Source organism: Pedobacter aquatilis (assembly GCF_030409415.1).
GTDB lineage: Bacteria > Bacteroidota > Bacteroidia > Sphingobacteriales > Sphingobacteriaceae > Pedobacter > Pedobacter aquatilis.
The window spans coordinates 125,843-145,028 of record NZ_JAUFPW010000011.1; the positions used below are offsets into that span (position 1 = coordinate 125,843).

A 19,186-nucleotide genomic window follows, 5' to 3' on the forward strand; every position below is an offset into this window, starting at 1 on the left:
TTGATTTTTATCGCATTATTTATTGTAACGTTGCAATGTTATAAAAAAATCTCAAACAAAACATGCTTTGGCAAACATATATTAAAGGATTTAAAAGCTACATAAAATTAGAGCGCTCATTGTCGGGTAATTCTGTTAATGCTTACTTAAACGATGTTGATAAGCTAAATCAATATTTTAAATCGATAAATAAAGAGCCAAGGTTAAGCGACATAAAAACCACCGATATTAAATTGTTTATAACCTGGCTAAATGAGCTTGGTATGCTTGCCACAACGCAGGCAAGAGTAATCTCAGGTTTAAAAGCTTTTTTCTCTTATTTAATATTAGAAGAAGTTATACAAGCTGACCCAATGGAACTTATCGAAGCGCCGAAAATAGCCAGAAAGTTACCAGATACATTAAATATTGAGGAGATAAATCGGCTAATAGATGCCATTGATGCTTCAAAACCTGAAGGAATGCGCAATAAAGCAATACTTGAAGTTTTGTACGGTTGCGGACTTCGGGTTTCAGAATTAACAGAATTGAAAATTTCGAACCTTTATACACAAATTGAATTTATAAAAGTTACAGGAAAAGGAAACAAAGAAAGATTAGTCCCTGTGGGAAGTGTGGCCTTAAAGCTAATCGATATTTATCTTAAGCAAATTAGAGTTCATCAAACTATTAAAAAAGGCAACGAGGACATTGTATTTCTAAATCGTTTTGGGGCTAAACTATCAAGAATATCGATATTTACATTAATTAAAAGTCTGGCAGCTATTACCGGCTTAAAAAAAACAATAAGTCCGCATACTTTTCGCCATTCTTTTGCAACGCATTTAATAGAAGGAGGGGCAGATTTAAGAGCCGTTCAAGAAATGCTGGGGCACTCGAGCATAACCACAACTGAAATTTATACGCATTTGGATAGAGATTATCTGAAGGATGTAATTACCCAATTTCATCCACGTTCTTAAGGATTCGTTCTTGCCATTATCATTCTATCTTTACCCTGCATGTCCTTTCTTAACTCTATGTTTTTAAATTGCTTATCAATTAATATCTGAAGTGTTTCTTCCCATAGATATTCATTAATTTCGAAAAAAAGGTAACCATTTGGATTCAGGTTTTTAACTGCGAAATTGGCAATTGCCTCGTAAAAAATAAGTGGGTTTTCATCGCTCACAAACAACGCACTGTGAGGCTCGTGCTCTAAAACATTTTTATGCATTTCTGCCTTTTCGAGCTCCCGAATATATGGTGGATTGCTAACAATAATGTCGTAAAATTCATCTGAAGCGTATTTCAAAATATCAGCCTCAATAAAATTAACCTCTACCTTATTGAGCTTAGCGTTATCCGTGGCAACCTGCAAAGCTTTAGATGAAATATCAATTGCAGAAACATCTAAATGAGGTAAATTTTGTTTCAAACTTACAGCAATACAGCCTGAACCTGTTCCAATATCAAGCAATTTTTTCTTGCTATCTTTTACTTCATTTATAATCCAATCGACCAACTCTTCAGTTTCTGGTCTGGGAACCAAAACATTTTCATTAACGATGAATGGTAACCTATAAAATAGTGTTTCACCAAGAACATGCTGAATGGGTTTGCCAGTATTCAAATCTTCCAAAATTTTTAAAAGTTTATTAGATTCTTTAACAGCAACTTCCCTATCTTGTTTCAAAAGTATTTCACTTTGTGTAAGTTTTAAAATATTCGATGTTGATAATATGAATAAAGCTTTCGCTTCTTCGGCACCATATAGTTCGCTTAAATTCTTTATATATTCTTTCTCTAATTCTTTAATATCCATCTATTGCAAAAGTAATAAATAGAGTAAGTATCCTTGTCATAATTTAACTACTTTTGCGTTAATGAGCGATGAATTTTATATTAAGCGCTGCTTAGAATTGGCCTCTAATGCAATTGGCAATGTAAGTCCAAATCCTATGGTTGGCTGTGTAATCGTTTCGAATGGAGAAATAATTGGCGAAGGTTATCACCGAAAATATGGCGAAGCCCATGCTGAACCAAATGCAGTAAAAGCCGTTTTGGATAAATGTGGTGCAGATGCAGAAAAATTACTTAAAACAGCCACAGCTTACGTTAATTTAGAGCCTTGCGCACACTTTGGTAAAACTCCACCCTGTGCTGATTTATTTGTAAAACATCAGCTTAAAAGAATTGTAATCGGTAATCTCGATCCTTTTTCTGGTGTTGATGGTAAAGGGATTGAAAAACTAAAAAACGCCGGCATTGAGGTGGTGAGTGGAATTCTTGAAGAAGAATGCAGGCACTTTAACAGAAGATTTTTTACAAGAATACAAAAACAACGACCATTTATTGTACTTAAATGGGCAGAAACTGCTAATGGTTTTTTCGCCAGCTTGGATGGTCATCAGAAGTGGATTAGCGGCAATTTAGCGAAAAGATTAGCGCACAAATGGCGTACTGAGGAAGATGCTATTTTAATCGGGAAACAAACTGCTGTTATTGATAATCCTAAATTAACAAGTAGAATGTGGCCAGGCAAAAATCCAATAAGGTTAATTATTGATAAAAACCTTCAAGTTCCAGCTTCCAATAATATTTTTAATGATGAAGCTAAAACAATAATTTTCAACGAAGTGAAAACTGACGTTGTGGGAAATATCCATTACATACAAATGGAAGATATGCACTTTTACTTGGCTCAAAAAGTTGCCTTTCAGCTTTATCTAATGGATATTCAGTCTGTAATTATAGAAGGTGGCGCAAGCATTTTAAAACAATTTTTAGATGCCGGGCTTTGGGATGAGGCAAGGATTATTAGTTCCTCTAACAGTTGGAATGAAGGTGTACCTTCGCCATCAATTACGGGTGATTTAATTGAACAAACTCAAATAAGGTGCGATAAACTTTCTGTATATATAAATAACTAAATTAATGGTATTCATAATTTTAAGTGTTTTTTGTAGCGTTACAGTAGCAGTACTTTTAAAACTTGCAAAAAGATATAATATAAGTATTATTCAAGCAGTTACAGTTAATTATCTAATTGCATTGCTTCTGTGTTTTTTGTTTTTTAAACCCGATGTAAGCTTAATTAACGCATCCGCACCATGGTCCATTTATATTGCTCTGGCAATTTTGTTACCATCGATATTTCTCGTACTGGCGGCATCGGTTAAAAATTTAGGAATTGTAAAAACAGATATCGCACAACGGCTATCCTTATTTATTCCCATTGTTGCAGCTTATTTTATTTTTAAAGAAAATTTTAACCAATTGAAGTTTGTAGGTTTGGCTGTTGGTTTCGCTGCAATAGTTTTAACATTTCTTCGCAAAAGTGATGTGGGGAAAAGTTCAAATCGCTGGCTTTATCCCATTTCTGTATTTATTGGCTTTGGCGTAATTGATGTTCTTTTCAAACAAATCGCTTTACATAAAGAATTTCCATATACAACTTCGTTATTTATTGTTTTCTGCCTTGCATTCATAGTTTCATTACTAATTGTTACGAGCATGATTTTGGCAAAAAAAACAAAAATACAGCTGGTAAACCTTGGTTGTGGCTTTATATTGGGCTTATTTAACTTTGGAAATATTTTATTCTATATGAAAGCCCATAAAGCACTTTCACAAAATCCATCAACTGTATTTGCGGCTATGAATTTAGGTGTTATTGTAGTGGGTAGTTTAATTGGCGTACTCGTTTTTAAAGAGAAATTAACGCGAATAAATTACATCGGAATTGCTTTTGCAATTTGTGCGGTTATCTTAATCACATTATCCCAACTAAATGCTTTTTGACGATTCATACCAAACTATAAACAAAACATCTGAAGGCATTTTTAGAGATAAGGGCAGCAAATTTATTGCTTACGCTTATCCAATACGTTCTGATGAAGAAGTTAAACCAATACTGATTGCATTGAGGAATGAGCATGCCAAAGCCAGGCATTTTTGTTACGCTTACAGATTAACAACAGACCGTTCAGTTTTCAGAATTAATGACGATGGAGAACCATCCGTAACCGCAGGTCGGCCAATTTTAAATTGTTTATTATCAGAAGATTTAACCTATGTTTTAGTTGTTGTAGTTAGGTATTTTGGCGGTACTTTACTTGGCGTTCCAGGATTAATCAACGCCTATAAATCTGCTACCATAGAGGCACTGCAAAATGCTGAAAAATTAACTAAAACCATAAATGATGTTTACGAAGTTCATTTCGATTACCTGCAAATGAACGACGTTATGAAACTTATTAAGGATGAACACTTAGAGGTAATCAATCAGAACTTTGATATTGATTGCGTAATTAAATTTGAAATCAGAAAGGCACAATTAAATCAGGTTTTAGGAAAGTTTGATAAAATTGAAAGCATCAAATTAAAATATTTAGAAACCTTGTAAAGCATATTATCTAATTTTAAATTCTAACCAAATCCTATGAAAATTCCAGAAAGCGACCTAATAATAAATCCTGATGGTACGATATATCACCTAAATATATTACCAGAGGATGTAGCAGATACTGTAATCACAGTTGGCGACCCTGACCGTGTTGGGGAAGTGAGCAAATATTTTGATAGTATAGAACTCAAAAAAGGTAAACGTGAATTTATTACGCACACAGGTTTTGTAGGCAAAAAAAGAGTTACAGTGCTTTCAACAGGAATTGGAACAGATAATATTGATATCGTTTTTAATGAACTTGATGCCTTGGTGAACATTGATTTCGAAACTAGAGAAGTTAAGAACGAATTAAAATCATTAGATATTATTAGAGTTGGTACTTCAGGTGCTGTACAACCAGATATCCCAATGGGAACAATTTTAGCTTCTTCTTATGGTTTGGGCATGGATGCACTTATGAATTATTACGTGCATAACTTAAATGGCGATGAGCAAAATATTTTGAATGACATAAATATTCATTTCGGGCATTTAAAGAACATCAAACCCTACTTAACAGCAGCAAGCAGTGCTCTAATAAATACAATTGGGAAAGATATGGTTAAAGGAATAACCGTTACAGCACCAGGTTTTTATGCACCTCAAGGTAGAAAAGTACGGGCAAAAAATGCTGTACCAGATTTTGTTGGTTTAATTAATAGCTTTAAAAGCAATCAGGAAAGGATTACAAACTTGGAAATGGAAACAGCTGGAATTTATGCTTTAGCCAAAGTTTTAGGGCATAACGCACTTTCTGTTAATGCAATCTTAGCTAGTAGAGTTAAATATGAATTTAGCAACAATCCAGAAAAAATAGTTGCCAAGGCAATTGAAACCGTATTGGAAAGGATATAAAAAATCATTTTGGAAATTTAAAATAAATTTTCGTCATGCTCAGCTTGACTGGGCATCTTAATACTTTAGCTTGATTATATTTTGCAATTGCATTAAGATTCCCGTTTTTACGGGAATGACGATAGTTTGAGTAATTATACTCTTGGAATATTTTCTTTTACCAATTCCTTTTGTTCTGTATCAAGGTAAGTGCAAGTCATCTTCGGAATATCTATAACCCATTTTTCTACTCCTGCATCAGCTGCTTGCTTGCAAAACGCAAAATAATCAGTTTCTCCTTTTTGATGAATTTTCAAAGCATGCTCTAATTTACCAGCAGATGATTCATCATTTATTATTAATTCGGGATATTCTTCTGGACTTGCTTGTTCAGTGTGGTTTTCATTATCAAAGTAAACAGATAATCCGTTAGAGACATAGACATCATTTCTAACGACACCTAAATCTTTAATTTCTTTAATAAATTGAGGGAAATCTGCTCCAGTTTTTATTTTAGATTCTGCAGATTTTATTTCTTCTATCGTAAACATAAGTTATTTATTTTTTTGATACTTTATAAATGGTTGTCTGCGTATATAAATCATCCGGATACAAAATTGTTGATGGAAATTCTTCAATATTTATCGCATTTGGATGGTGTTGTGTTTCCATGCAAAAAGCTTCAAAACCATTATAATCCTTCCCTCCTTTGGCATTTTTAACCTTTAGATATTTCGACGTATAGAAATGGGCCACAGGTTCTGTAGTGTAAATACTGAGCACTAAACCACTTTCATCCTCAGTTGTTTTGCTTGCTAATGATAAATCACCATAATTTTTATCTAAAACATAAGTTTGATCGTAACCTTCATCTGGATTCCAATCTCTGCCAATTTCTTTTAATTGAGTAAAGTCTAAAGCAGTATTTTTAACAGGAATTGATTTTCCTGTAACACAATAGTTAGAATCCTGTTCAAGATAATTGGTTGCAAAAATTTGTTGCTTATGTTTATCAATTTTTCCACCTTGTGGAGCTAAATTAAAATAACCATGATGGGTTAAATTTAATGCAGTAGCCTTATCGGTTTCTGCTTCGTAGCTTAAAATAAGTTCATCATTTTCTGTTAATTCAAAAGTTAAATCAACAATTAAATTTCCAGGGAAACCCTCCTCGCCATCAATGCTTTCGTATTGTAGTGTAACAGATTGGGTATCTTCATTAAAATCTATAATATCCCAAACCTTTTTATCAAAACCATCTATTCCACCATGTAAGCTATCATTCTGATTATTTTTGGCTAGATGATACGTTTCTCCATCAATTTTGAATGATGCGCCTTTTATTCTGTTTGCATATCTGCCAATCACTGCACCAATATGTGGGTTATTTTCAAGGTATTCTTCATCAAAATACTGATTAAAATCATCGAAACCTAAAACGATATCTTGCATATCGCCTTTACCATTTTTAACTATAAAATTATTAATAATGGCTCCATAATTATATATTTTAACATATGTGCCATTACTGTTGGTTAATTCAATCGCGATAACTTCTTCGCCATTAATTATATTTCCTGTGGGTATTTGCTTAATGCTCATAAATTGTAACTTAGGGCTTTTGTTTACTTAACAAACATACTATTAATACTCGCTTTTTATAAATATTTTAAACTGATGAAATCCCAACTCGAAGAAAAATTTGCAGAACAATATCAAAAAAATGCTGATGCAGTATATTTTACACCTGGCCGTGTAAATTTAATTGGTGAACATATTGATTACAATGGTGGCCTCGTAATGCCCTGTGCAATTACATTAGGTACATGGCTGGCAATTTCACCAAATAGCGATGGCAAATTTAGATTTAGGAGCTTAAACTTCAGCGAGCAGATTGAAGTAGAAAGCAATGTGCTACATCAAAAGAATGGAAGTTTATGGGCTAATTACCCAATTGGAGTAATAAATGAATTCATTAAGGATGGCAAAGAAATTACTGGATTAGATTTTCTTTATTTCGGTAATATTCCGATTGGATCGGGTTTATCTTCTTCGGCATCAATTGAAATTGCTACAGCTTTTGCGCTTAACGATTATTTCAACTTAGAATATGATAATCTCGATTTAGTAAAGATTGCCAAAAGAGTTGAAAATGATTTTATCGGATTAAACTCAGGTATAATGGATCAGTTTGCGGTTGCCTATGGCGAAAAAGATAAAGCCATAGTTTTAGATTGCGAAACATTAAAATATAAGATGGTTGATGTTGATTTAGGAAAATATGTTTTGGCCATCATCAACACAAAAAAGCCCAGAGAACTTGCAGATTCTAAATACAATGAGCGAGTTGAAGAATGCCAGACTGCTCTGCAACTGCTAAATTCTGAAATAAAACTTAACAATTTGTGTGAGTTGAACGCAGAGAAATTTGCACTGCATAATCACTTAATTACCGATGAAACTATCCTAAACAGGGCCACACACGTTGTAAAAGAAAATGATAGAGTACATTTAGCTGCAAAGGCCCTAAATGCTGGAGCATTAGATGAGTTTGGAAGATTAATGTACGCTTCTCATCAATCACTACGAACTTTATATGAGGTTAGCGGAAAGGAATTAGATACAGTTGTTGATTTTTGTGCTGATTATGAGCATGTAATTGGTGCAAGAATGACTGGTGCCGGATTTGGTGGTTGCGCAATCGCACTTTTAGAGAAAGGCTTTGAAGAAGATTTTGCTAAACACTTAACAGATTATTACGTAGAACACATAGGTTACCCAGCAGAGATTTATGTAAGCAAAATTGGTAACGGCCCTACCAAGTTGTAACTTTTTAAATTACTGTTATTCATGGTTAAAAGTCTGTGTACATCTATTTTATTAAAATGAAAAAATTGAAACTTGATGAACTTAACAGAACGGATGTTGAGTCGTTTAAAATACAAGAAAAACTACCAGTTGTAGCAGTTTTGGATAATGTTAGAAGTATGCATAATGTAGGTTCTATCTTTCGTACTGCCGATGGTTTTGCTTTAGAAAAGGTTGTACTTTGTGGCATCACAGCTCAACCTCCACATCGTGAAATTGAGAAAACCGCACTCGGAGCAACACAATCTGTAGATTGGATTCATTATACAGAAACAACTACTGCTGTTGATGAATTAAGAGTCCAAGGTTATGAAATTGTTGCAATTGAACAAGCTGAAAACAGCACAATGCTTAATACATTCACGCCTGATAAAAACAAAAAGTATGCATTAATATTTGGAAATGAAGTTGATGGTGTAAGTGATGAAGTAATGAAAAAAATTGATGAATGTATCGAGATTCCTCAGTTTGGTACAAAACATTCATTCAACATAACCATTTCTGCCGGTATAGTTTTTTGGGATTTTTTTGCAAAGTTAAGGTTGTAAAATTAAAAATTTATTAGAAAGTAACTTTTTTGTGAATATTTATTTTGTGTATAAACTACTGATTCATTGTGAATTGTACTGTAAAAGTAGATTTTGATAAGATTTTTTCCTATTGGTGACCAAACAGAATTAGAAAAAAGCTGTTTATCCACTATTATAAGAAAATAAATATGAATACGAGAATTACAAAATCAACAATGTTGGTTGCCTTATTAGGCCTATCATCGCAACTATTTGCACAAGAAACGCCAACTACATCAGGCAGATTTGGCAAACAAAATTTAAGAACATGGAGCGTAGGTGCTCAAGCTGGTATATTCAGTCAGAATACTATTTTAGGTGGCGGAAGTGTTAAAGCGAGAGAATTTAAAAGTGTTGGTTACGGTGCTTTTGTTAAAAAACAAATCTTACCAGCTTTAGGTTTACAAGCTGATTTTTTACGTGGTGAAATTAAAACACTAAATGCATCGAGCACAATTGAACAAAAAAATAGTATTAACTGGGCAGGTTCATTAACAGCTGTATTAAACATTGCAAATTTCAGCTTAAATACTGAGAACGCAGTTTTAATTCCTTATATTAAAGCTGGTGCTGGTTATATGTCATCAGATTCGCAGGTTGGTGCTACTCAAGTTTTCCAAGATAGAGAAGGTTGGTATATTCCAACAGGTGTTGGTTTCAAATTTGGCGTTTCCAAAGGCATAAATATCGATTTAGGTTATGATATTAACTTTATAAAATCATCTCCTACTGTTAAAAGTGCTTACTTAGAAAACAGATATTCTTACTCACACGTTGGTTTAGAATTTGCTTTAGGTAGCAAAGATAAGTCGCAATTACAAAATTACAGCGCCATTGCAGATTTACGTAAACAAACTGCAGAGGAAAGTAACGAGTTAAGAAGGGCATTATCTACAGCTGAAGAAAATGCAGCAAGAGATAGAGCGCAGTATGCAAAAGATTTAGCAGATGATGACAATGATGGTGTAGCTAACAAATTCGATAAATGCCCTGGAACTGTTTCAGGTACAGTTGTAGATGGTTCTGGTTGCCCGATTAAAGTTCAACGCGAAGTAATTAAAGAAACAAAAGTTGTTGTTACAGAAGAAGACCGCAAAGTTGTTAGAGATGCAATTTCTAACTTGGAATTCGATTTAGGTAAATCGACAATTCGTTCTAAATCTTACACTACATTAAATAGAGTTGCTAATTTGTTAGTAGAGAAAAACTTTAGCCTAAAATTAGCTGGACATACTGATAATACTGGTGGTAGAGAATTAAACTTACGTTTATCTAAAGAAAGAGCAGAATCTGTTAAAGCTTACTTAGTTTCGCAAGGTGCTAATGCATCGAGAATTGAGGCTACAGGTTATGGTCCAGACCAACCAATTTCTACGAATAAAACTGCAGCCGGTCGTCAAGAAAACCGTCGTGTAGAATTTACATTGTTTTAATCGATAGCTTTAAATAGCATATTAAGCCCCGATGGATTTAATTCATCGGGGCTTTGTTGTGAATTATGGTCTAGATATAAAGGAAATTTAAACGAGTTCAGAATGACGGACCTTCTCATATACATCACGTCTTTGTGAGGTACGAAGCTACTCCTAACTACTACTCAAGGTTTGAATTTGCGACTGGTTTAGATAGTTTATCTTGCTACTAAATGGCGAAAGAGTTTAAAATTAGAGTGCTTTATAAATATTCGAAGCGCAAATACAGTGAAAATTAGGTTAAAGCAGTCCCGCCAATGCTGCAATCTTTTGGCAATAAAACTTACAAAGCCTGTTCATGTTTTTTAAGTACACTTCGTAAGTTTTGCCAAAAGGATTTTCGCTATGTCGGGGCTATTTAACTTCTGGCATAACCTTTTTGAAGGGTTTTTATTGCACAAGCCTTTGTGTTTAAACCCGACATTAACGAACACGAAGCGCAGCGGAGTAAAGTGTTTGGCGGGACTACAGACCGCCATGATAAAGAATCTTTCATTTTCAAATTCGTAGATAATGACTGTATTTATTATGCTTAAAGTTTCTGAATCAAGTTCAGAATGACGAACTGCATTATGAATAACGTGATTGTGAAGCACGAAGCAATCTTTAAAACTATCGCTTTACATTTAATGAGATTAAGAATTGAGTTGAGAATGACATAGTTTTAACCTGCCTTTGTACTTTAAACCCAATATTAAAGAATACGAAGCACAGCGGACTAAACTGTATGGCGGTATTGAAGACCGCAATGAAATAACAATCTTTCATTTCCGAATTGTAAATAATGAATGTTTTTTTGCTTAAACATTCTGGCAAAAGTTAATAATGAAGATAGTTTTAAACTTGAATTGAAGTTTAATACACACAAAAAATGGCAACCAGATAAACTGATTGCCATTTCATATATTTAAAACTCTTAAGAAGTGTAAATATTAGTTTTTAGGTTGCACACGACCTGATTTTCTATCTTCACCTCTACCGATTAAATATCCACCACCGGCACCAACTAAACCACCGATAATTGCACCTCTACCTTTTTTCTTGTCGATTAATGCACCACCAACTGCTCCGGCTGCACCGCCAATAACCGAACCTTTTGCAGCATCACTCCATCCTTGTTTTTTAGCTGTTGGCTGTGTACCGCCGTAAGAACTTGAACTGCTACTAGAATATGAACGGCCGGCGGTAGAACGTTGACCTGCTTTTCTTGCGGCTGCTAGTTCTGCCTGATGTTTGGCTTCTTTTTCAGCTTCGACTTTTGCTGTTTCAGCTCTTTTGAAGCTATCCAATCTTAAACTATCTTTAACAGCTTTTACAGCCATTGCTTTTTCAGCTTCTGCCTGTTTTAATGCAGCTTCTTCTTTTGCTTTATTGTTACAAGCAAATAATACTGAACTACTTAATGCGATTACTACTAATATCTTTTTCATAACATAAATCTTTAAAAATAAACCGTTGGCCACCTAAAGCCGAAGGTCTCATTTGGATGTGTTTTTTAGTTAATTATAGATAGTAAAGAAAAAATGATGCCAAAAAGTTTTAATATTTTGATTTTTTTATTCTAAATCTACATACCAGAAACCTAAAATATCTGATTCACTGGTAGATAAACTACTATCTTGACCTGTACTGAGTGGTTTGCTGTATGTTCTAAAGACTAATTCGCCAATCGTAAAACTGATTTTATTTTTAAACAGTGGCCCATCAAAGGCAAAAGTATGAAACTCTCCATTTTCGCCGCATGAATCTATTTCTGACGGAAGGCTATTAATTAATTCATTATCTAAAACTTTTCCACAGATATATTTTAAATTCTGTTGAGCACAAACTATTATGGTTTTGTATTCTAAGGTTAAAAAATCATCTATTATAATTGAAGAGTTTATACTCCATAAAGGAAATATGGCTTTCATCCCTATTTCAGATAATTTTTCTTCCCTGTATTTCTTTAAATCTTCCAAAAAGATATCTCCGAATATCGAATGTGTAATCCCCTCTGCCTTGAATTTACTCATGTGAGTTTTCATAACATCATCATAGGTTTTCATGTCGGGCATTTCGGGCAAACGGATTTGGTAAAGCGGAATACCGATGCTTTCGGCTTGTTTTATCAATAAAGATTCACGGACGCCATGCATTGAAACCCGATTATACTTTTCGGTTATTGTTGTAACTAAATATTTAATTTCTAGCGAATTATCTTGTAATGCATAATGTAATGCTAGTGTACTGTCCTTTCCTCCACTCCAATTAAATATGCATTGTGTCTTATTCTGCATTCAATAAAATATTCTTTATGTACTGCATTCCGTTTATAGCAGTTTGCTCAATGTTTATAACATTACCATAACGCTTTACATCAGGTGTTTTCGGATCGATAATATATTTTGGTGCATCTCTAGGTACAAAGTCAATTAAACCAGCAGTGGGGTAAACAGCTAAAGAAGTTCCGATAAGCAGGAAAACATCAGCTTGTGCACATATCTCAGCAGCAACTTCTATCATTGGAACTGCTTCACCAAACCATACTACATGCGGCCTAAGTTGAGTACCAAGTTCACAAAGTTCGCCCATTTTAATTTCAGTTCCATTTATAGGATAAGTAAGCGAAGCATTTTTATCTGATTGAGCTTTTGTTATCACACCGTGAAGATGTGTGACTTTAGTTGAACCTGCCCTTTCATGTAAATCATCAATATTCTGTGTGATAATTTCAACATCGAAATCATTTTCCAATTCGGCTAAAATGGTATGCGCTAAATTTGGTTTAGCAGCTAAAACCTGTCTTCGTCTTTGATTATAAAAATCCTGAACCAAATTTGGGTTTCTTTCCCAGGCTTCGGGTGTAGCAACATCGTAAACGTTATAACCTTCCCATAAACCATCCGAATCTCGAAAAGTTCTCAATCCGCTTTCTGCACTAATTCCTGCACCTGTTAGAACAACTAATTTCATAATTAGCTAAAAACTTTTATTTCTGAATAGTTAATAAATTTCTGAGCAATTCTATCATCAGCGGTAAAAATCTCTGGATGAAACATGCAAGATAAAGCCTCAATACCCTCAACTAAAGTTCCGATACTTGGTTGCGTAAACATATCAAAATCGGCGATATACACCTGGTTGTTTTTTACGGCTTCAAGATTATTCCAGCCTGGTTTTGAAGTTAGTAAAGTCATTTCTTCAGCGCTGCGCTTTACATCAAAACCACAAGGTGCAACAACTAAAACTTCCGGGTTATATTTTATGATTTTATCCCATTGGGTAACAAGAGAATCACCGGCAGGATTTGATAACATATCTACACCGCCTGCTGCGGCAACTTGAAAAGGAATCCAATGTCCGCAATTGTAAATGGGTTGAATCCATTCCATTATCATTACCCGTTTTAGTGGTGCTCTATTGGCTCTTATTTTATCTAAAATGGTGTCCGTTTTCTGTTGCAAGCCAGCTAAGTATTTTAAGGCAACTTCCTCTTTATCCATCGCTTTGGCAATTGTTATTGCGCATTCAAAAACATCTTGCAGGTTATTTGGCGAAAGTGGTACAAGTTTAGGCTGCTTGCTTAACTTCATAACAGCCGTTTCGGTACAAACCGTATCGATATTACAAACCTCACATATATCTTGCGTAAATACAATATCTAGTGAAATGCTTTCTAAAAGTTCATCATCAACCCAGTATAAGCTTTTGCCTTGCGCTTTTGAGGCAGAGAAAATTCTATCGATTTCTATACTCGAATAATTTTTGCCCTCTAAAATGCAACGTACAATTTTTGGCATTTCAGCAGCTTCCTTTGGGCATTCGAAAGTAACGCCATGTAGATACTCCTGCAAGCCCATATCGTAAATCATTTTGGTTGCAGCGGGGAGAAAAGAAACAACTTTCATAGAATGAAAAATATATTCGTTAAAATGGATATGTAAGTATGATAAAGATAAAAAAAATCCTCTTTTGATAGGATTCAAAAGAGGATTTATGTATTCGTTTAAAGAATGATTATATTTTTTGTGGTTGTAACTTTAACACCGGATATTTCGCTTTTAGAATTTCAAATGCTCCGAATAAAATCGCACCATAAATAATTGTTCCTTCTAAAAATCTAATTTCAAATGGAATTGCCTTTTCTAAGCAAAGCCAAAAACCTGCTAAATCTTGTGTGTAAGCTGGGTTTCTAAACCAAATCGGGAAATCAGTTACAATCCAGTGGATTAAAACAATTACAAATGTTGAAGTTAGTAAATTAACTACATTCACATTCTTTAATAACACTCTGCCTACTAAAACCATCAATGCAAAGGCAAAATAAACCACATACCAGCCTTCATATAAAAATCCACTGCTGTATTTACTGAAAATGGTGGTTGATAATACAAAATCGCTTAAAAACAAACTTAATAAAGGAAAGGCAAATGCTTTCAGATGGTCCTTAAAGTAAGCACCGCCAAATAATGCAACCGCACCAATTGATGAGAAATTAGCAAATTTTAGTTCATCAGAATTAAAGGTTACCAGTAAACGAAATCCGGTAATTACCAAAATCATTAATAGTAAAATTGCCGTACGTGGATTAAATTTTAAGTGAGCCATGTCGTAGTATAAAGTATTTAGTATCAGGTATCAAGTTTGTATAGCTAGACACCTGATTGCAAAGTTAATTTTTCTTATCGGATATTAAAACTAACACCTGTATTAAAATTGAAACCCATAGCATTATAACCTATGATTTCATTATATTTTTCGTTTAAGATGTTTTTAGCATCAAAGAAAATCTTAACACGTTTGTTTGCCAATGTATATTCTGCATAAGCATTTAATAATTTGTATGCTGGCAAAGTATCAACAGTATATGTAGCAAAATTACCATCCGTACGGTTACCGAAGTAACGATAATTTGCACTAACATATAAATTATTAGTAGCCTGAACACCTGCATTTAAGCCAAAGGTATGTTTTGGTCTGCGGAATAAATAATCGGCAATTGCATTATCAACAAAGTTGAATTCATTTCCTTCAACGTAGCCATAATAACCGTTAAAATTAAACTTACCAAATTTCACAGCCGGCTCTACTTCAAAGCCTTTTGTTTTTTGACTAACCTGATTTACATATCCTGCCGGGAAAGCATAAATAATTGCATCGGTTAAATCACGTTTGTAACCCGCAACTCTTAGGCTAAATTTATCATCAGCAAAACTGAAATTAACACCAGCTTCGTAGTTTTGAGATTTCTCCGGTTTCAAATCTAAATTGGCACCAAACTGCCCGAACAACATATTTAAAGTAGGGATTTTAAATGCAGTTGAAACCGTACCAAATAATTTAATTTCCTTAATGATGTTGATGGCTGGCGTTACCGAATAAGTATAGTTTTCGCCATACTGTTCGTGTTTGTTATAACGACCACCAACTTCTAAATTGAAAATACTTAAATCATGCAATAACACAGAAGTGTAAGCTGCAAAAATATTTGCATTCGGACTAGCTGTACCAGATTTTAGCTTCATGTTTCTGTTATCCAAGCCAACCAATAAATCAACCTTGTCGCCAAGTTTTTGATTGTAAAACAAATCAACAATATTGATTTTTCCTTGAGAAAAGCTTGGGAAGCTGCTGTGTGCATCATTAGATGTACTTTCGTAACTATAATTCAAGGTTACTTTACCAGTTCCAAATTCATACTTAGCATTTGTTCCGACTGCAACGTTTTTTAAAATTGAATAATTACCGGCATCAACGAAAGCACCACCATCAAAGCTATAATTGCCATAATAATATCTTACAAATGGATTCACTGTAAAGTTTTTATCTAACTGAATTCCAAAATTTGCATTTACAGCTCCCGTTCTAAAACCATCTTTATCAAATTCAGTATTATTTCCGACTGGATTTGCAGCTTCAGAAATACCATTTGTTTTGTGTTGAGTATAGTTAATGTTGTAATTGAATCCTTCTACACCGCCATTTAAACCTATCGTACCTTTGTAAGTTTCGTAAGTTCCGGCAGTTGCAACACCATAAATGGTATTACCTTTTGGCCCGCCTTTTTTAGTAATGATGTTAATTACACCCGCAACAGCATCAGATCCATAAATAGTAGATTGACCGCCTCTTAATATCTCAATATGGTCAATTTGGTCGATAGATATTAAACGTAAGTCGAAAGCACCACCATTTCCTGATGGGTCATTTTGTACAATTCCATCAATTAAAACAACTGCATATGAACTTCCGGCTCCACGGAAAAATACCGATTTATTTAAACCTGGGTTACTACTTGAACCCGCTACAATAATTCCGGCTTGCTCGCTAATTAATTCTGGTAAGGATTTACCATGACTTTGCTCTAAAGTTTCTTTTGAAATGATGGTAACAACTTTACCAGTTTGCGACTGCTTTTGGTCGTTCTTAGTCGCAGTAATTACAACATCTTTAAGTTGCAAACTGTCTTGTGCATTAGCCGATTGACTAACTGTTAACTGAGCAAACCCCAGGCCTGCCGCAATTAAAATTCTTTTTTTGTTCATTTGATTGTGAGTTTTGCCCACAGCCAACAGATTAGGAAAGGAAATGAAAATACGAAAACGTTTAGTACCTCAATCCTAGCTTCAATCCCCGAAAGCTATGAAATTATTCGCTTAAGGCAGGTCTTCTGACTTACTCCAGTTTCTTCAACCTTCCCGAATTATAATCAGTGGTTATTAGAATGAAAAAACGTTACAGAGCTTACAGCTGCGGGACAGTTGCAGAATTACACTGCATTCCCTTTTAATCCCGATTGTAAGATCGGGAACCAAAAGCGCTGCAAAAGTAGTAAAATAATGTAACTTGTAAAATGGATGATGGAAAATGGCATTTACTATACAAAAAGTTAACTTTATTATTCAAATTCAAACTATGAAAGCAATCTTTACATCACTCCTTTTGTTAATTTATACATCAAGCATGGGTCAAAAAATAGATACGGTTTTTCTTGAGAAATTAATGAGTACCAAGCCGGAGCTTTTCAGTAGTGTTTTAAATCATCCGGATAAAAATCAAGTACAGATTTTATATACTCAAATTAATCGAGATGTAAATAATAAGCCAAGTTTCAAAAGTTTTAGTTACAATCTTGATGCCCACCATTACTTTTATCCCGCAAGCACAGTAAAGTTAGCTGCTGTAATTTTTGCATTGGAGAAAGTAAATCGATTAAAAAGTACTGGTTTATCTGCGAAAAGTTCAATGATCACAGATAGCGCATTTAAAGATCAAACAAAAGTTGTAAATGATACTACAGCTAAAAATGGTCTTCCAAGTATCGAACACTACATCAAAAAGATTTTATTAACCAGCGATAACGATGCATTTAATCGTTTATTCGAATTTATTGGTCGGGCCGAAATTAATGAGAAACTAAAGAAAAATGGTTTACTAAATAGTAGAATCTTAAATCGCTTGGCCATTGGCGATGCCGGAGAAAGCGCTAAGCATACCAATCCAATCAAATTTTTCAATGGAACTAAATTAGTTTACACTCAGGATGCTCAGTATGATGCCAAAGAATACGATTTAAAATTAACCAATACCGTAATGGGAAAAGGTTATTTGGATAGTGCCGATAAATTGGTAAACAAGCCCTTTAGCTTAGCAAACAAAAATGCCTTTGCCATTGAAGACCAACAGATGTTGATGAAAAAACTAATGTTCCCGGAAGCTTTTCCGGTAAAGGAGCGTTATAACTTAACTGCTGAAGATTACAAATTGATTTATACTTACATGAGTAAGTTTCCTACAGAAAGTGATTTCCCTAAGTATGAGGCAAAGGAATTTTGGCCAACTTATGCAAAGATGCTTTATTATGGTCGCGAACAAAATGCTGATTTAAATTCAAACATTAGAATATTCAATAAATATGGTGATAGTTATGGCTTCATTATAGATAATGCCTACCTCGTTGATTACAAAAACGGAATAGAGTTTTTATTAACGGCTGTTGTCCAAAGTAATGAAGATGGAATTTATAACGACAATAAATATGAATATGAAACCCTTTGCTTTCCTTTTATGAAGCATTTAGGTAGAATCATTTATGAGGAAGAATTAAAAAGAAAGAAGAATAACAAGCCAAATTTGGAAAAATTCAGGATGGTTTATAAATAGTTTTGTATTTGAAACTGATTTTATAACTTTAATTCAAATCGTCCCTTATAAATAATTATAAAAATTAATTAAAAATTAGAAATGGGAAAATTTGTAATCAGTACAAGAAAAAACGGTGAATTTCAGTTTAATCTAAATGCCAGCAACGGGCAAACTATTTTAAGCAGCGAAGGTTATGTAGCAAAATTAAGCTGTGAAAACGGAATCGAATCTGTAAGAAAAAATTCACAGGATGATTCAAAATTCGAAAAGAAAACATCGACAAATGGCAAGGCTTACTTTAACTTAAAGGCAACAAATGGCCAAATTATTGGCTCCAGCCAAATGTATGAAAGCGAAGCTTCGAGAGATAATGGCATAGCTTCGGTAAAAAGCAACGCACCCGATGCCTCAATTGATGACCAAACACTTTAAACAAAAAAAGTCCTGATTTGCATCAGGACTTTTTTCAAATATGATTATCGCCTAAGCGAAAATTTCTATTTTACTGCATCGATTACAGCTTTGAAAGCTTCTGGGTGATTCATTGCTAAATCAGCCAATACTTTACGGTTTAAACCGATTTCTTTTGAAGCAAGTTTACCGATTAATTGAGAGTAAGAAATACCGTGCTGACGAGCACCTGCATTAATACGTTGGATCCATAATCCGCGGAATTCTCTTTTCTTAACTTTACGGTCACGGTATGCATATTGCAAACCTTTTTCTACTGTGTTTTTGGCAACAGTATAAACCTTACTTCTTGCTCCCCAGTAACCTTTTGCAAGGTTAAGGATTTTTTTTCTTCTTCTTCTCGAAGCTACTGCGTTTACCGAACGTGGCATGTTGTTGTTGTTTTTTGGTAAGCGGCGTTCCGTTTATTGGAAACT

General features: G+C 34.1%; 20 protein-coding genes and 1 riboswitch. Of the genes, 10 read left to right on the forward strand and 10 right to left on the reverse strand.

Annotated elements, in window-relative coordinates:
* Positions 1–62: 62 nt before the first annotated feature.
* Entirely contained in the window at positions 63–962 is a 900-nt protein-coding gene (xerD, locus tag QWY86_RS03640; RefSeq protein WP_290238863.1) for a site-specific tyrosine recombinase XerD, read from the forward strand.
* Here xerD and prmC read toward each other — a convergent pair.
* Positions 959–1,804, reverse strand: a complete 846-nt coding sequence (gene prmC, locus QWY86_RS03645) for a peptide chain release factor N(5)-glutamine methyltransferase (RefSeq protein WP_290238865.1) — start codon at positions 1,802–1,804, stop codon at positions 959–961. The two genes, xerD and prmC, sit on opposite strands and share 4 nt — an antisense overlap.
* Positions 1,805–1,865: 61 nt before the next feature.
* Here prmC and ribD point away from each other — a divergent pair, with 61 nt between their 5' ends.
* Genes ribD through QWY86_RS03665 form a run of 4 tightly spaced genes read left to right on the forward strand, consistent with a single transcriptional unit; the run spans position 1,866 to position 5,284 of the window.
* Complete coding sequence (gene ribD, locus QWY86_RS03650) at positions 1,866–2,912, forward strand: bifunctional diaminohydroxyphosphoribosylaminopyrimidine deaminase/5-amino-6-(5-phosphoribosylamino)uracil reductase RibD (RefSeq protein WP_290238868.1); 1,047 nt, start codon at positions 1,866–1,868, stop codon at positions 2,910–2,912.
* Positions 2,913–2,916: 4 nt separating this feature from the next.
* Positions 2,917–3,783, forward strand: a complete 867-nt coding sequence (locus QWY86_RS03655; RefSeq protein ID WP_290238870.1) for an EamA family transporter — start codon at positions 2,917–2,919, stop codon at positions 3,781–3,783.
* Complete coding sequence (locus tag QWY86_RS03660; RefSeq protein ID WP_290238872.1) at positions 3,773–4,387, forward strand: IMPACT family protein; 615 nt, start codon at positions 3,773–3,775, stop codon at positions 4,385–4,387. The genes QWY86_RS03655 and QWY86_RS03660 overlap by 11 nt, the downstream gene beginning before the upstream one ends.
* Before the next feature lie 36 nt (positions 4,388–4,423).
* Positions 4,424–5,284 carry a nucleoside phosphorylase gene (locus QWY86_RS03665; protein WP_290238874.1) on the forward strand — a complete coding sequence of 287 codons (861 nt, stop codon included), beginning with the start codon at positions 4,424–4,426 and terminating at the stop codon, positions 5,282–5,284.
* A 134-nt stretch (positions 5,285–5,418) separates the two neighbouring features.
* Here the strand turns inward: QWY86_RS03665 and QWY86_RS03670 are convergent, their stop codons facing one another.
* The gene (locus tag QWY86_RS03670; protein WP_290238877.1) at positions 5,419–5,814 is read right to left on the reverse strand and encodes a DUF1398 domain-containing protein; all 396 of its coding nucleotides are present in this window, start codon (positions 5,812–5,814) and stop codon (positions 5,419–5,421) included.
* Between the two features lie 7 nt (positions 5,815–5,821).
* Positions 5,822–6,865, reverse strand: a complete 1,044-nt coding sequence (locus tag QWY86_RS03675; RefSeq protein ID WP_290238878.1) for an aldose epimerase family protein — start codon at positions 6,863–6,865, stop codon at positions 5,822–5,824.
* 75 nt (positions 6,866–6,940) lie between these two features.
* Between QWY86_RS03675 and QWY86_RS03680 the strand changes: the two genes are divergently transcribed.
* From QWY86_RS03680 to QWY86_RS03690, 3 genes are all read left to right on the forward strand, one after another.
* Positions 6,941–8,092: a galactokinase gene (locus tag QWY86_RS03680; protein WP_290238880.1), complete on the forward strand. Its 1,152-nt coding sequence runs from the start codon at positions 6,941–6,943 to the stop codon at positions 8,090–8,092.
* A gap of 56 nt (positions 8,093–8,148) precedes the next feature.
* Entirely contained in the window at positions 8,149–8,679 is a 531-nt protein-coding gene (locus QWY86_RS03685) for an RNA methyltransferase (protein ID WP_290238882.1), read from the forward strand.
* Between the two features lie 170 nt (positions 8,680–8,849).
* Positions 8,850–10,133, forward strand: a complete 1,284-nt coding sequence (locus QWY86_RS03690; RefSeq protein WP_290238884.1) for an OmpA family protein — start codon at positions 8,850–8,852, stop codon at positions 10,131–10,133.
* 971 nt (positions 10,134–11,104) lie between these two features.
* Here the strand turns inward: QWY86_RS03690 and QWY86_RS03695 are convergent.
* From QWY86_RS03695 to QWY86_RS03720, 6 genes are all read right to left on the reverse strand, one after another.
* Positions 11,105–11,602, reverse strand: coding sequence for a YMGG-like glycine zipper-containing protein (locus tag QWY86_RS03695; RefSeq protein ID WP_290238886.1), 498 nt, complete (start codon positions 11,600–11,602; stop codon positions 11,105–11,107).
* 126 nt (positions 11,603–11,728) lie between these two features.
* Entirely contained in the window at positions 11,729–12,451 is a 723-nt protein-coding gene (locus QWY86_RS03700; protein WP_290238888.1) for a Dph6-related ATP pyrophosphatase, read from the reverse strand.
* Complete coding sequence (locus QWY86_RS03705) at positions 12,441–13,127, reverse strand: Sir2 family NAD-dependent protein deacetylase (protein WP_290238890.1); 687 nt, start codon at positions 13,125–13,127, stop codon at positions 12,441–12,443. The genes QWY86_RS03700 and QWY86_RS03705 overlap by 11 nt, the downstream gene beginning before the upstream one ends.
* Positions 13,128–13,129: 2 nt before the next feature.
* On the reverse strand, positions 13,130–14,062 hold the full coding sequence (locus QWY86_RS03710; RefSeq protein ID WP_290238891.1) for an ABC transporter substrate-binding protein: 933 nt from the start codon (positions 14,060–14,062) through the stop codon (positions 13,130–13,132).
* A 109-nt stretch (positions 14,063–14,171) separates the two neighbouring features.
* A complete protein-coding gene (locus tag QWY86_RS03715) occupies positions 14,172–14,762 on the reverse strand; it encodes a DUF6580 family putative transport protein (protein WP_290238894.1) in 591 nt (196 codons plus the stop codon).
* Between the two features lie 74 nt (positions 14,763–14,836).
* On the reverse strand, positions 14,837–16,699 hold the full coding sequence (locus tag QWY86_RS03720; protein WP_290238896.1) for a TonB-dependent receptor plug domain-containing protein: 1,863 nt from the start codon (positions 16,697–16,699) through the stop codon (positions 14,837–14,839).
* Positions 16,700–16,797: 98 nt separating this feature from the next.
* A riboswitch (cobalamin riboswitch) is annotated at positions 16,798–16,985 on the reverse strand.
* A gap of 84 nt (positions 16,986–17,069) precedes the next feature.
* On the opposite strand from QWY86_RS03720, the gene QWY86_RS03725 reads away from it, so the two are divergent.
* On the forward strand, positions 17,070–18,317 hold the full coding sequence (locus tag QWY86_RS03725) for a serine hydrolase (RefSeq protein WP_290238898.1): 1,248 nt from the start codon (positions 17,070–17,072) through the stop codon (positions 18,315–18,317).
* A gap of 81 nt (positions 18,318–18,398) precedes the next feature.
* A complete protein-coding gene (locus QWY86_RS03730; RefSeq protein ID WP_290238900.1) occupies positions 18,399–18,731 on the forward strand; it encodes a YegP family protein in 333 nt (110 codons plus the stop codon).
* Between the two features lie 65 nt (positions 18,732–18,796).
* Here QWY86_RS03730 and rplT read toward each other — a convergent pair whose 3' ends face one another.
* Entirely contained in the window at positions 18,797–19,141 is a 345-nt protein-coding gene (gene rplT, locus QWY86_RS03735) for a 50S ribosomal protein L20 (RefSeq protein ID WP_025144714.1), read from the reverse strand.
* Positions 19,142–19,186 lie beyond the last annotated feature (45 nt).